The organism is Pseudomonas hydrolytica (genome assembly GCF_021495345.1).
Lineage (GTDB): Bacteria > Pseudomonadota > Gammaproteobacteria > Pseudomonadales > Pseudomonadaceae > Aquipseudomonas > Aquipseudomonas hydrolytica.
Genome location: NZ_CP099397.1, coordinates 3,418,924 through 3,431,244 on the forward strand (window position 1 = coordinate 3,418,924; position 12,321 = coordinate 3,431,244).

The following is a 12,321-nucleotide window of genomic DNA, read 5'->3' on the forward strand; positions in this document are numbered from 1 at the left end:
TCTTCCCAACGGATGACCTCTGAATGAATTCGTTCAAGCAATGAAAGTCGCTCTATCCCGGTCTGTCCAGGCAACTCCAGGGGAGCGACCTGGCCAATCGGCGATGGCAAAAAGCCTTGTTTTCGCCCCTATCCCACGATTCACGGAGCCTGCCATGCAACCACGCATCAGTCTGATCACCCTGGCCGTCGACGACCTCGAGCGCAGCCTGAGCTTCTATCGCGACGGCCTCGGCCTCCCCAGCGAAGGCATAGTCGGACGTGAGTTCGAACATGGCGCGATGGCCTTCTTCGACCTGCAAGGCGGGCTGAAACTGGCCCTCTGGCCCAGAACCAGCCTGGCCCACGACAGCGGCCTGCGCTGCCCGGAAAACGCCGCGGGCGCCTTCTGCCTGGCGCACAACCTGGACAGCCGTGAGGCGGTGGACGCGCTGATGGCGCGCGCCCGCCTGGCCGGTGCGCATATCCGCAAGCCGCCACAGGACGCCTTCTGGGGCGGCTACGGTGACTATTTCCAGGACCCTGACGGCCACCTCTGGGAGCTTGCCTACAATCCGCAGCTGCTGGCGGATGCTCGATAACGCCGCGGCAGCGCCGTATCCCGCTACAATGGCCGCCCTTTTTTTCTGCCGAGCATCAGCATGAGCGAGCCCACACGCCTGTCCAAACGCGTCATCGAACTGCTGGGCTGCTCACGGCGCGAAGCCGACCTGTACATCACCGGCGGCTGGATCAGCGTCGATGGCCAGGTGGTCGAGGCACCGCAGTTCAAGGTTGGCGACCAGCGCGTCGAACTGCTGCCAGGCGCCAACCTCGAGCCGGTGGAGCCGGTCACCCTGCTGGTGCATTGCCCGACCGGCACCAGCGCGGCGCAGTTGCAGCATCTGCTGGTGCACGAGCGGCATTGGGAAGAGGACCCGCACGCCCGGCGTGTCCTGCATGGACACTTCCTGCGCCAGGAGCAGAGCCTGCCATTGCAGAACGGTGCCAGCGGTCTGGTGGTGCTCAGCCAAGACTGGCGCGCGCAACGCAAGCTGCGCGAAGACGGTGCCAAGGTGGAGCAGGAATATCTGGTCGATGTCGCCGGAGAGCTGCCGGCCAGCGCCCTGGAACGCTTGAAGAAAGGCCTTGTGCACAAGGGCACGCAGTTTCCGCCGTGCAAGGCCAGCTGGCAGAGCGAACAGCGCCTGCGCTTTGCCCTGAAGAATCCGGCACCCGACCTGCTGCGGCAGATCTGCACGGCGCTGGGCCTGAAGGTGCTGGGCATGAAGCGCATCCGTATCGGCGGTGTGCCCATGGCCAAGCTGCCAGTCGGGCAATGGCGCTATCTGGGTGACAAGGAACGATTCTGAGGCCGTGTTAGGCTGTGTCCGTCACGCTCTGGAGACCACCATCATGCGTACCCTGCTCTTCACCGCCCTGCTCGCCCTGAGCCTGCCCGGCCTTGCCGCACCGGCGCCCTTCTTTCTCTGGCAGAGCAAGGTCGACGGCCATCTGACCTGCGCCCAGGTCAGCCCCGGCGATGGCTGGATCGCCTTTACCGGCCCGTTCCGCGACGCCGGCTGCCGGGTGCCGTACGACGCACCGGTTCGCAGTCGCTAAGCCGAAGCCATGCAGCATCTGGTCACCCCGGTCGGTATCGTCCGCTCCTGTTTCAAGGAAAAGTTCGCCATCCCCCGTCAGCCCCATCTAGCGCCCGCCGCCCGCGGCGTGCTGGAGTTGTTGCCGCCCTTCGATCAGGGCGACGCAGTTCAGGGTCTGCAGCAGGTCAGCCATGTCTGGCTGCTGTTTCTCTTTCACCAAACGCTGGAAGACAAGCCGCGCCTGAAGGTGCGGCCGCCGCGTCTGGGCGGAAATCAGTCGGTCGGCGTGTTCAGCACCCGCGCCACGCACCGGCCCAACGGCATCGGCCAGTCGGTGGTGCGCCTGGAACGGGTCGAGCCGGATCGGCTGTACCTGTCCGGCATCGACCTGCTCGACGGCACGCCCGTGCTGGATATCAAGCCCTATGTACCTTATGCCGATGCCGTGGCAGGTGCGCGCAACGACATGGCCGAGGCGCCGCCGCCGCTGATCGCCGTGGACTGGCAGGACGATGCGCTGGTACAGGCACGCCGGCATGCGTTGCGTTTGGCCGAGCCCCTGGTGGAACTGATCGAACAGTGCCTGGCGCAGGACCCGCGCCCGGCTTACCAGCAGCCGCAACCCGAACGGCGTTACGGCGCGCGCTTCTGGGATCTGGACGTGCACTGGCACTACCCCGAGCCTGGGCGCATCCGCGTGCTGGACTTGCAGCGCGTGGAAGAGACCATCTAGGTTCTCTGCAAGGTTCGCGGCTAAATGCGGTGCAGGTGTCTACCCGCGTCGTTGCCGCGCCCCCGCGACACCCTACGAGGGTCTGGCACATGGCTGATCATTCTGGCCGGCAATGATGCCTGCGCGCTCCCGTCTTCGGCCCTAGGGTGATGGCCTGATCAGCCAACCCCGAGGTCTTCTCCATGCATCCGTACTTTTCCCTTGTCGGGCGCACCGCCCTGGTCACCGGCGGTACCAGCGGCATCGGCCTGATGATCGCCAAGGCTTTCGTCGAGGCTGGCGCCCATGTCTATGTCTGCGCCCGCGATGGCGAAGCCTGCGCGCAGACCGCCGCCGAACTCTCGGCCCTGGGTCGGTGCACCGGCATCGCCGCCAACCTGGCCAGCGAGGAAGGCGTGCAGGCCCTGGCGCGCGAGCTGGGCGAGCGCCTCGAGCGCCTGGACATTCTGGTCAACAACGCCGGCACCACCTGGGGCGCGCCGCTGGAAAGCTACCCGGCCAAGGGCTGGGAGAAGGTCATGCAGCTCAACGTCACCTCGGTGTTCGGCTGCATCCAGCAATTGCTGCCGCTGCTGCGCAGGGCCGGCTCGGCCGAATGCCCGGCGCGGGTGATCAATATCGGCTCGGTGGCCGGCATCAGCGCCATGGGCGAGCAGGCCTACGCCTACGGGCCGAGCAAGGCGGCGCTGCACCAGCTGTCGCGCATGCTGGCCAAGGAACTGGTGGGCGAGCACATCAACGTCAACGTGATCGCACCGGGGCGTTTTCCGAGCAAGATGACGCGCTTCATCGCCGAGGACGAAGCAGCGCTGGCCGCCGACACGGCGCTGATTCCGATGAAACGCTGGGGCCGCGAGGACGAGATGGCCGCCCTGGCACTGACCCTGGCCGGCAGCGCCGGGGCCTATATGACCGGCGCCATCATCCCCATCGACGGCGGCTTTCACCTGGGTTGAGGGAGATGCAGTCAGCGTGACGGATTGAGCGCCAGCAGGTCGGCCTCGATGGCCTCCTGGCTCTCGATCAGCGGTTCCACCAGCGGCCGGCTGGCGAGGAAATGCGGCGTGCGCATATGCGCCTCGAAGGCCGCCTCGTCGACGTAGACCTCGTACAGCCAGACCAGGTCCGCGTCGCTGCGGTCGCGCAGCACGTCGAAGGTCAGACAGCCCGGCTCGTCGCGCACCGAGGCGGCGGCGTTGACGCGCATGGCGTCCATGAAGGCATCGCAGGCACCCGGCTTGAGGCGGGTCTTGAGCAGAAGGCCGTACACAGCACACTCCTTTATGTCTTATATTGAAAGACAAATTGTATACAAAATAGGAGTGCACGCACATGCTCGACCGTCCGTCCCGTCTCAACGGCCTGCGCCACCTGGCTCTGCTGGTGCCCAACCTGGAGGAGTGCGAGCGCTTCTACGTGGAGGTGCTGGGCATGCAGGTGCTGCACCGCGCCAACGAGGATCTGGTCTATCTGACCTGCGGCAACGACAACCTCTCCCTCGGCCGCGCCTATGCCGAGAGTCACGGCGTGCCGCTGGTCGATCATTACGGCTTCATCGTCGACAGCGTCGAGGAGCTGGAGGCCTGGTACCACTACCTCCAGGCGCGTGGGGTGACGTTGCTGGATCGCCCCTTCGATCACGGCGACGGGGCGCGCAGCTTCCATCTGCTCGACCCGGCCGGCAACAAGGTGCAGCCGCTGTACCACCCCGCGCTATCGGGACAACGCTTCAGCCAGCGGTAACCAGGAGCAGCGCTGCGCAGGGCGCGCCGCGCGCACCAGGTACACAGGGGACATTCCGCAAAACGGTTGCGGTGGTCAGCCCGATCGCCAACACCGGAGGTTTGGTGCGCACGGCGCACCCTACGTGCGGAACTGCCGCACCAGCTCCTGCAGCTCCCCGCCCAGGCGCGCCAGTTCGGCGCTGGAGGCGGCGGTCTGCTCGGTGGCGGCGGCGCTCTGCTCGCCGATGTCGCGCACGCGGGTCACGCTTTCGTTGATCGCCTCGGCCACCGCGCTCTGCTCCTCGGCGGCGGCGGCGATCTGCTGGTTCATCTGCTCGATGGTGCTCACCGCCTGCGTGATGCGTCCCAGCGCATCGCCCGCCTCGCCCGCCAGCTCGACGGTGCGGCGAGTCAGCTCGCGGCTGCTGTCCATCTGCTGCACGGCGCCCTTGGCCATGCGCTGCAGACCGGCGATCAGGCTCTCGATCTCTTCGGTGCTGTCCTGGGCCCGCTTGGCCAGCGCCCGCACCTCGTCGGCGACCACGGCGAAGCCGCGGCCCTGCTCACCCGCCCGCGCGGCTTCGATGGCGGCGTTGAGCGCCAGCAGGTTGGTCTGCTCGGCGACGTTGCGGATCACTTCCAGGACGCTGCCGATACGCGCGCTCTCCTGGTTCAGCGCAGCGATGGCCTCGGCCGACTGTTCCACCTCGCTGGCCAGGCTGTCGATCTGATCCACTGCCTGCTGCACCACGCGATTGCCCTGCTGCGCCTCCAGATCGGCGTCGCGTGCGGCCAGCGAGGCCTGCTCGGCGTTCTGCGCCACCTCCTGCACGGTGGCGGCCATCTGGTGCATGGCGGTGGCGGTCTGTTCGGTTTCCAGCTTCTGCGTCTGCACACCGGCACTGGTCTGCGCGGTGATGGCCGACAGCTGCTCGGCAGCGGCGGCGATCTGCCCGACGCCGCCACCGATACGGCCGACCAGGTTGCGTAGGCTGAGGGTCATGTCCTGCATGGCGGCAAACAACTGGCCGACCTCGTCGCTGCGCTGCTGGGGAATGTCCTGACTCAGATCGCCACTGGCGATGCGCTGGGCGAAGCTGACGCTCTGGCGCAGCGGCACAACGATCAGGCGGGTGATCAGCAGGGCTGCGCACAGGCCCAGCACCACCGCTGCGGCGCCCATGATGCCGAGCATCACCAAGGCGCGTTGACTGTCGTCGAGCATGCCCTGCTCGGCCGCGGCCTGGGCGGCTTCGGCCAGGTCCACCACGGAACGCGCGCGTTCGATCATGGCGTTTTCCGTCGCCTGGTTCTGCTCACGCAGCTGCTGGTAGTAGAGGAACGAGCGCTGGTACAGGGTCAGCGCCTGCAAGGCGGTGTCGATGGCGCCTTTCTGGTCGTCGTTGAGCCATACCATCAGGCTGCGGGCCACGGTCTGCAGGTCTTCGCTGACGTACTCCCACTCCTCCAGCGCCTCGGCCGAACCGTCGATGATGTACAGGCTTTCATGACCACGCAGGTCGAGCATGCGCTTGCTCAGACCGGAGGCGGTCTCGGCCAGGGTCAGCGGATCGCTGCCACGCAGGCGGTCGCCCTGCAGACGCAGCTCGCGCACGGCGTCGTACATGTCCAGTTCGATCACCTCGAACTGGTCGCGGGTTTCCGCGGCGGCGGCGCGCATGTCGCGGCGCGCCTCGCGCGCCTTGTCCTGCTGCTCGACATAGTTGTCGAACTGCTTGAGGTACTCGGCCACGGCCTGCTGCATGGTCTGATTGCGCGAGCTGGCGCCCGAACCGTTCTGCGCGAGCTGGTCGAGCAGTCCCTGCACCTGAAGCAGGCTGGCCCGCACGCGCTCCGCGCTCTGCGGGGTCTGCTCGATGGCGAAACTGCGTTCCAGGCGGCGGGCCTGGAGAATCTCCTGGTTGACCTGTGCCAGCTGGCCGACCTGGGCGTGCCCCTGCAGCACGGCTTGCACGGCAAGAAAGCCGCTGCCGGTCATGGCTGCGGTGAGCAGCAATACCAGACCGAAGCCGATGAAGAGTTTCTTGCCAACGGCAAGGTTGGCGAACAGACGTGCGGCAGGTTCAAACATAGGGGCAACTCCAGGGTTCTTCTTATAGGACCGCACCTCGTGAGCGCAGCCTGGTCGGAAGGCAACGCAACTGCTGTGCCAAACCGAAACCCAGGTATCGGCAGGAGGGGCACCCTGCTTGAGTACTGGCAATTCGCCAATTCGCTTCTTTGAGCATAGCCGCTGCCGGACGATGACCCGGCCCCGCTCGGCAACTATCCGCTTATTGACGCCGAATTACTGGCGAATTTTCGCCGCCCACAAAAAAGGCGCAGCCCCTCGCGGAGCTGCGCCTCGATCTGCCGCCAGACTCAGCGACCGGCCAGCACCGGCACCACGCGTGGCCGCAGCACCTCGCCGGCGACCGTCAGCAGGCCGATGGCGCCGGCGATCCAGTACCACTGCGCCACCGGATCGAACAGCAGCCAGCCCAGGGCGTGGAGGAACACCACCATGATCAGCACCGGGCTGACGTAACGCACCATGAACAGCCACAGCGCATAACCCAGCGGCGGCAGGTCCAGCTCGTCGCGCATGATCTCGCGATTGAGCACGTAGCCGGCGAGGATCGCCATGCAGATTCCGCCCAGCGGCATCATCCAGCGCGAGGTCAGGTAGTCCAGCCAGTCGAAGACGTTCTTGCCCAGCGGCGTCCAGCCGGCCAGCAGGTTGAACGACAGCATGGCCAGCAGGCTGATGACCAGCAGCACGGCACCGGCCAAGGCAGCGGACTTCAGACGGCTGATACCGTGTTTTTCGTTCAGGTAGGCGACGGTGGCCTCGATCATGGAGATGGCCGAGGTCAGCGCGGCGATCGACACCATGGCGAAGAACAGCACGCCGAAGGCGGTGCCCAGCGGCATCTGCTGGAAGGCCAGCGGCAGGCTCATGAAGATCAGCCCCGGCCCTGCGCCCGGGCTCATGCCATTGGCGAAGATGATCGGGAAGATCGCCAGCCCCGCCAGCAGCGCCACGCAGGTGTCGCAGATCGCCACGAGAAAGGTGGTGCGTGCGATGGACTGGCCGTCGGGGATGTAGGAGCCGTAGGTGAGGATGGCGCCCGAGGCCAGGCTGAGGGTGAAGAAGGCATGGCCCAATGCGGCCAGCAACGCCTCGCCGGTGATCTTCGAGGCATCGAAATGGAACAGGAAGTCGAACCCGGCGTGGAAGCTACCGCTGGTGAAGGCGTAGCCGACCAGCACGATCAGCATCAGCGCCAGCCCCGGCATCATCCAGCGCACGGCGTTCTCGATGCCCTGCTGCACGCCCTTGGCCACGATCCACAGGGTCAGCAGCGCCACCAGCACACTCCAGCCGCCGAGCTGCCAGGGGTTGGCGTTGTGCGCCTCGAACACCCCGCCGAGCGCCTCGACGCTGGTGGCGGCCAGCGAGCCGTCGAGCATCTTCCAGGTGTAGGCGAAGGCCCAGCCGGCCACCACCACGTAGAAACACAGGATCATGAAACCGGCGAGCATGGCCATGCCGCCGACCGCCTTCCACAGCGGGTTGCCCTGGTTCTCGCGTACCACCCGGCCGATAGCATCGATGGGGCTGCCGCGGCCGCGGCGGCCGATGGCGATCTCGGTCATCATCACCGGAATGCCGATGGCCAGGATGCACGCCAGGTACATCAGCACGAAGGCGCCGCCGCCGTACTCGCCGGTGATGTAGGGGAACTTCCAGATATTGCCCAGGCCCACGGCCGAGCCGGTTGCAGCGAGGATGAAGCCCCAGCGCGAGAGCCAGAGGTTCTTGGGTTTTTCACGGGTCATGCGTCACCTGTTTGTTTTTATCTGTGACGAGAATCGGACCCGCCGCGCTTGTGGCGCAGCGGAATGCAAGGCTTTTATCGGGCCGGGTTCGCCTGGGCTCGGTGGGCGAAGCCAACCGGGCTCACTGAGCGTCGGGCTGCACCTCCGGCGCGGCCTGTTGGAAGGCCTGCAGGGGTTCGCAGCGCGCCGCCAGGGCGAGAATGCGTGGGTACGCGGCAAGGTCACAGTTAAAACGCCGCGCATTATACAGCTGCGGGATCAGACAGGCTTCCAGATATCCCGGCCGCTCGCCAAGCGACAGACGACCGTCGAAGGCCGCCAGCCCCTCTTCCACCGCCGCCAGGCCGAGGCCGACCCAGTGCCTGTACCAGGCGTTCTTCGCCTCGTCGGAGGCGCCCAGCTCGCTGGACAGGTACTGCAGCACGCGCAGGTTGTTCAGCGGATGCACATCGCAGGCGATGTGCAGCGCCAGCGCCCGCACCTGGGCGCGCTCGGCCGGATCGGCCGGCAGCAGCGCCGGTACCGGGAAGATTTCCTCGAGGTATTCGATGATCGCCAGGGACTGGGCGATGCGTACGCCGCCGTTCTCCTCGTCCACCAGCAGCGGCAGCAGCCCCTGCGGGTTCAACGCGCGGTAGTCGGCGCCGTGCTGCTGCCCGCCATCCTTGACCAGGTGCACCGGCACCTGCTGGTAAGCCAGGCCCTTGAGGTTCAGGGCGATACGCACGCGGTAGGCGGCGCTGGAGCGCCAGTAGCCATAGAGTTTCAGCATCGATCATCCCCCGTAGCCCGGATGCAATCCGGGGCTGGCCTGGGAATTTCCCGGATTTCATCCGGGCTACTCATACTTTTCCACCACCTGATCGATGGCGCCGAAGATGCTCTGCCCGGCTACGTCGAACATCTCGATACGCACCCGATCGCCGAACTTGAGGAACGGCGTCTTCGCCTCGCCCTGCTCGACGATTTCCAGCATGCGCTTTTCCGCCAGGCAGGAAGAGCCCGCGCTGCGGTCGTAGTTGGACACGGTGCCCGAACCGATGATGGTGCCGGCGCCCAGCGGGCGGGTCTTGGCGGCGTGGGCGACCAGGGTGGGGAAGTTGAAGGTCATGTCCACGCCGGCGTTCGGCTGGCCGAACAGCGCGTCGTTGATGTGCGAGACCAGCGGCCGGTGCACCTTGCCGTCCTTCCAGCTGTCGCCCAGCTCGTCCGGGGTGATGGCCACCGGCGAGAAGCTCGACGACGGCTTGCTCTGGTAGAAGCCGAAGCCCTTGGCCAGCTCGCCAGGGATCAGGTTGCGCAGCGACACGTCGTTGACCAGCATCAGCAGGCGGATATGGCCTGCCGCTTCAGCCGGCGTGGCGCCCATCGGCACGTCGTCGGTGATCACTGCCAGCTCGGCTTCCAGGTCGATGCCCCAGGCTTCGTCGGCCAGGCGGATCGGGCTGTGCGGCGGGATAAAGGCATCGGCGCCGCCCTGGTACATCAGCGGGTCGTGCCAGAAGGATTCCGGCATCTCGGCGCCACGCGCCTTGCGCACCAGCTCGACGTGATTGACATAGGCGCTGCCGTCGGCCCAGTGGTAGGCACGCGGCAGCGGGCTGTGGCAAGCGGCCTGATCGAAGGCGAAGGCGCCCTCCTCCAGACCGTCGTTGAGACGCTGATAGACCGCTTCGAGCTTGGGCCGGGTCACGGCCCAGTCGTCCAGCGCGGCCTGCAGGGTGGCGGCGATCTGCGGTACGCGCACGGCGCGGGCCAGGTCGCGGGAGACCACGACGAGCACGCCGTCGCGGCCCTGGTTCAGTGATGCGAGTTTCATGTTCAAACCTCGTAGGGTGCGCTGTGCGCACCATTGCAATCAGTCATCGGGCGCACAGCCTAGGCGGCCCCGCGCGTCCTACAACCCCGGCGCGCGCCAGGAGTTGACGTACTCGGCCACGTCCACCGCGCCGGCGGCATCGGCCACTTCCAGCGCGCGGCGGGTGTCGATCATCACCGCCACCTCGTCGATGAAGGTCGCCGGGTCCTCCTGGCTCTTTTTCAGCGCCTTGGGGTGCGGCCCGTGGGGGAAACCGCAGGGGTGCAGAGTGACCATCCCAGCCTCGATGTTGTCGCGGCTGAAGAAGTTGCCGCGGTGATAGAACAGCACTTCGTCGTAGTCGTCGTTGTTGTGATAGAACGGCACCTTGAGCGCGCCGGGGTCGGATTCGACCGGCCGCGGGGTGAAGGTGCAGACCACGAAGCCGTTGGCGACGAAGGTGGTGTGCGCCGACGGCGGCAGGTGATAGCGATGACTGAGCAGCGGACGGATGTCACGCCAGTTCAGGCGCACCACGGTGTTGTCGCCGTGCCAGCCGACCACGTCCAGCGGGTTGTACGGGTAGGTCACGGTGCTGATCTGATTGCGCCGCTTGATCCTGATCTGCCAGGTGTTCTCGTCCTGCTGCGCCTTGAAGGCCTCGTCGAGCCGCGGATGATCGAGCACGGCGGGGTCGAAGATCGCCTGCGGCCCCAGCAGGCCCTTGTCCGGCAGCTGGTAGGCGCCGTCGCTGTTCTCGATCAGCAGGAAGTAGCTCGGCGTGCTGGCCTCGATGCGCCAGGCGGTGCCGCGGGGGATCAGCAGGTAATCGCCGTCGCGGTACTCCAGATGGCCGAAATCGCAATACAGGTGCCCTGCCCCTTCGTGGACGAACAGCAACTCGTCGCCGTCGGCGTTGCGCACCAGGTGGCGCATGGCGCCGTGGGTGCGCCACACACGCAACTTCACATCGGCGTTGTGCAGGGTCAGCGGCGCCGCCAGCGGGCAGTCGCGCTCGCTGGGGATGTCGTTGAAGTTGAACGCATGCGGGCGCAGCGGGCCTTCCCAGTCGATCCAGCCGGTGGGCGGATGCTTGTGGTGCAGGTGCGCGGTGGGGCCGAAGAAGCCCTCACGGCCCATCTCGCGCTCGTAGGTGCCCTGCGGCAGGTCGCAATGCGCCTGGCGCGAGCACTCGCCTTCACGCAGGGGAAAGCGGATCCATTGGCGGCTCATCGCATCACTCCTCGGAGATCACACCGCGACGCAGCTGGTCTTCCTCGATCGACTCGAACAGCGCCTTGAAGTTGCCCTCGCCGAAACCCTGATTGCCCTTGCGCTGGATGATCTCGAAGAAGATCGGGCCGATCACCGTGTTGGTGAAGATCTGCAGCAGGATGCCGTCATCGCCCGGCGCTCCGTCGATCAGGATGTTCAGCTCGCGCAGCACATCGGTCGGCTCGCCATGGCCGGCGACGCGGCTGTCGACCTTTTCATAATAGGTGTCCGGGGTGGTCATAAAGTCCACGCCGTTGGCGCGCAGCTGGCGCACGGTGGCGTAGATGTCGTCGGTGGACAGGGCGATGTGCTGAATGCCCTCGCCGTGGTACTCGCGGATGAATTCCTCGATCTGCGACTTGTCGTCGGCCGACTCGTTGATCGGGATGCGGATCTTGCCGCATGGCGCGGTCATGGCGCGGGAGAACAGGCCGGTGAGCTTGCCTTCGATGTCGAAGTAGCGAATCTCGCGGAAGTTGGCGATGCGCTCGTAGAAGCCGGACCATACGTCCATCTGTCCGCGGCGCACGTTGTGGGTCAGGTGGTCGATGCACTGCAGGCCGACAGCGTTGTCGTTGGCACTGCGGCCTTCGATGTACTCGAAGTCGACGTCGTAGATGGTCTTGTCGCCATAGCGGTCAACCAGATACAGCAGCGAGCCGCCGATGCCTTCGACGCAGGGAATGTTCAGCTCGCCGAAATTGGCGTGACTGCCCACCAGCTTGGCGCCCTGCTGCTCGACGTAGGCCGCGGCCTGGGCGGCGTTCTTGACCCGGAAGGCCATGGCGCAGGCGCTGGGGCCGTGCTTCTCGCCGAAGGCGCGCACGTGCCCGGTGGGGCTGCCGTTGAGCACGATGTTGATGTCGTTCTGCTGGAACAGCCACACCTCTTTCGAGCGGTGCTTGGCGGTTTCGGTAAAGCCCATGGCGGTGAACAACTGGCGCAGTTGCTCGATGCCTTCGGCGGTCGGTGCGGTGAATTCGACGAACTCGAAACCGTCGGTTCCGATGGGGTTGTGCTGCTCGATCTTGGCCACGGCGTTCATCTCGCCTCCTCATTGTTTTTGTGGGCTGCGCCGCAGGGCGCGTTTGGATGAACCCATGACAACCCGATGGCAGACGGCGAACAAGGCGGTGCGATGGCTCGGGCAGGTCGCTGGCCGCAAAGCCTTGGCAAGTTTTTCTTACAGCCAGGCTGGCAGCATGGCTACCCCTGCAAATGCGTAAGGTTTTCTTGCCAGAGTGGTTCGACAGCCTGCCAGACGAGCTGCCGCGGTTGTCTCCAGGATCGGCAGGAAGGCGGTGACAGAGCGGTGCCAGCAGCTTTTCAGGGGGCTGGCGGATTTCACCAGCCACCCCGGCGCCGA

13 protein-coding genes are annotated in these 12,321 nt (G+C 66.0%); 6 read left to right on the forward strand and 7 right to left on the reverse strand.

Annotated features, from left to right (window positions below; translation table 11 throughout):
- Positions 1–154: 154 nt before the first annotated feature.
- The 5 genes from L1F06_RS15885 (at position 155) to L1F06_RS15905 (ending at position 3,271) form a co-directional block, all read left to right on the forward strand.
- Positions 155–580 carry a VOC family protein gene (locus L1F06_RS15885; RefSeq protein ID WP_129482063.1) on the forward strand — a complete coding sequence of 142 codons (426 nt, stop codon included), beginning with the start codon at positions 155–157 and terminating at the stop codon, positions 578–580.
- Positions 581–640: 60 nt separating this feature from the next.
- The gene (locus L1F06_RS15890; protein WP_096826157.1) at positions 641–1,351 is read left to right on the forward strand and encodes an rRNA pseudouridine synthase; all 711 of its coding nucleotides are present in this window, start codon (positions 641–643) and stop codon (positions 1,349–1,351) included.
- 43 nt (positions 1,352–1,394) lie between these two features.
- Positions 1,395–1,601 (forward strand): hypothetical protein, encoded by a 207-nt coding sequence (locus L1F06_RS15895; RefSeq protein ID WP_003245046.1) that lies wholly within the window; start codon positions 1,395–1,397, stop codon positions 1,599–1,601.
- 9 nt (positions 1,602–1,610) lie between these two features.
- A complete protein-coding gene (tsaA, locus tag L1F06_RS15900; RefSeq protein ID WP_003245049.1) occupies positions 1,611–2,315 on the forward strand; it encodes a tRNA (N6-threonylcarbamoyladenosine(37)-N6)-methyltransferase TrmO in 705 nt (234 codons plus the stop codon).
- A 182-nt stretch (positions 2,316–2,497) separates the two neighbouring features.
- Positions 2,498–3,271 carry an SDR family oxidoreductase gene (locus tag L1F06_RS15905; protein WP_129482062.1) on the forward strand — a complete coding sequence of 258 codons (774 nt, stop codon included), beginning with the start codon at positions 2,498–2,500 and terminating at the stop codon, positions 3,269–3,271.
- A gap of 11 nt (positions 3,272–3,282) precedes the next feature.
- On the opposite strand, the gene L1F06_RS15910 is transcribed toward L1F06_RS15905, so the two are convergent.
- Positions 3,283–3,585 carry a putative quinol monooxygenase gene (locus tag L1F06_RS15910; RefSeq protein ID WP_003245053.1) on the reverse strand — a complete coding sequence of 101 codons (303 nt, stop codon included), beginning with the start codon at positions 3,583–3,585 and terminating at the stop codon, positions 3,283–3,285.
- Between the two features lie 62 nt (positions 3,586–3,647).
- Here L1F06_RS15910 and L1F06_RS15915 point away from each other — a divergent pair, with 62 nt between their 5' ends.
- Entirely contained in the window at positions 3,648–4,058 is a 411-nt protein-coding gene (locus L1F06_RS15915; protein WP_003245055.1) for a VOC family protein, read from the forward strand.
- 120 nt (positions 4,059–4,178) lie between these two features.
- On the opposite strand, the gene L1F06_RS15920 is transcribed toward L1F06_RS15915, so the two are convergent.
- From L1F06_RS15920 to hppD, 6 genes are all read right to left on the reverse strand, one after another.
- On the reverse strand, positions 4,179–6,131 hold the full coding sequence (locus L1F06_RS15920) for a methyl-accepting chemotaxis protein (protein ID WP_129482061.1): 1,953 nt from the start codon (positions 6,129–6,131) through the stop codon (positions 4,179–4,181).
- Positions 6,132–6,421: 290 nt separating this feature from the next.
- Positions 6,422–7,882, reverse strand: coding sequence for a sodium-dependent transporter (locus L1F06_RS15925; protein ID WP_129482060.1), 1,461 nt, complete (start codon positions 7,880–7,882; stop codon positions 6,422–6,424).
- 121 nt (positions 7,883–8,003) lie between these two features.
- Positions 8,004–8,654 (reverse strand): maleylacetoacetate isomerase, encoded by a 651-nt coding sequence (gene maiA, locus L1F06_RS15930; RefSeq protein WP_129482059.1) that lies wholly within the window; start codon positions 8,652–8,654, stop codon positions 8,004–8,006.
- A 66-nt stretch (positions 8,655–8,720) separates the two neighbouring features.
- On the reverse strand, positions 8,721–9,701 hold the full coding sequence (locus tag L1F06_RS15935) for a fumarylacetoacetate hydrolase family protein (RefSeq protein WP_012018216.1): 981 nt from the start codon (positions 9,699–9,701) through the stop codon (positions 8,721–8,723).
- A 78-nt stretch (positions 9,702–9,779) separates the two neighbouring features.
- The gene (locus L1F06_RS15940; RefSeq protein WP_129482058.1) at positions 9,780–10,913 is read right to left on the reverse strand and encodes a homogentisate 1,2-dioxygenase; all 1,134 of its coding nucleotides are present in this window, start codon (positions 10,911–10,913) and stop codon (positions 9,780–9,782) included.
- 4 nt (positions 10,914–10,917) lie between these two features.
- Positions 10,918–12,000 carry a 4-hydroxyphenylpyruvate dioxygenase gene (gene hppD, locus L1F06_RS15945; RefSeq protein WP_003245067.1) on the reverse strand — a complete coding sequence of 361 codons (1,083 nt, stop codon included), beginning with the start codon at positions 11,998–12,000 and terminating at the stop codon, positions 10,918–10,920.
- Positions 12,001–12,321: the final 321 nt, after the last annotated feature.

Bases quoted from the DNA above. Each gene is read 5' to 3' on its own strand.
- L1F06_RS15920 (WP_129482061.1), bottom strand. From the start codon at position 6,131: ATGTTTGAACCTGCCGCACGTCTGTTCGCCAACCTTGCCGTTGGCAAG.
- maiA (WP_129482059.1), bottom strand. From the start codon at position 8,654: ATGCTGAAACTCTATGGCTACTGGCGCTCCAGCGCCGCCTACCGCGTG.
- L1F06_RS15905 (WP_129482062.1), top strand. From the start codon at position 2,498: ATGCATCCGTACTTTTCCCTTGTCGGGCGCACCGCCCTGGTCACCGGC.
- L1F06_RS15915 (WP_003245055.1), top strand. From the start codon at position 3,648: ATGCTCGACCGTCCGTCCCGTCTCAACGGCCTGCGCCACCTGGCTCTG.
- L1F06_RS15885 (WP_129482063.1), top strand. From the start codon at position 155: ATGCAACCACGCATCAGTCTGATCACCCTGGCCGTCGACGACCTCGAG.
- tsaA (WP_003245049.1), top strand. From the start codon at position 1,611: ATGCAGCATCTGGTCACCCCGGTCGGTATCGTCCGCTCCTGTTTCAAG.
- hppD (WP_003245067.1), bottom strand. From the start codon at position 12,000: ATGAACGCCGTGGCCAAGATCGAGCAGCACAACCCCATCGGAACCGAC.
- L1F06_RS15895 (WP_003245046.1), top strand. From the start codon at position 1,395: ATGCGTACCCTGCTCTTCACCGCCCTGCTCGCCCTGAGCCTGCCCGGC.
- L1F06_RS15935 (WP_012018216.1), bottom strand. From the start codon at position 9,701: ATGAAACTCGCATCACTGAACCAGGGCCGCGACGGCGTGCTCGTCGTG.
- L1F06_RS15890 (WP_096826157.1), top strand. From the start codon at position 641: ATGAGCGAGCCCACACGCCTGTCCAAACGCGTCATCGAACTGCTGGGC.
- L1F06_RS15925 (WP_129482060.1), bottom strand. From the start codon at position 7,882: ATGACCCGTGAAAAACCCAAGAACCTCTGGCTCTCGCGCTGGGGCTTC.
- L1F06_RS15940 (WP_129482058.1), bottom strand. From the start codon at position 10,913: ATGAGCCGCCAATGGATCCGCTTTCCCCTGCGTGAAGGCGAGTGCTCG.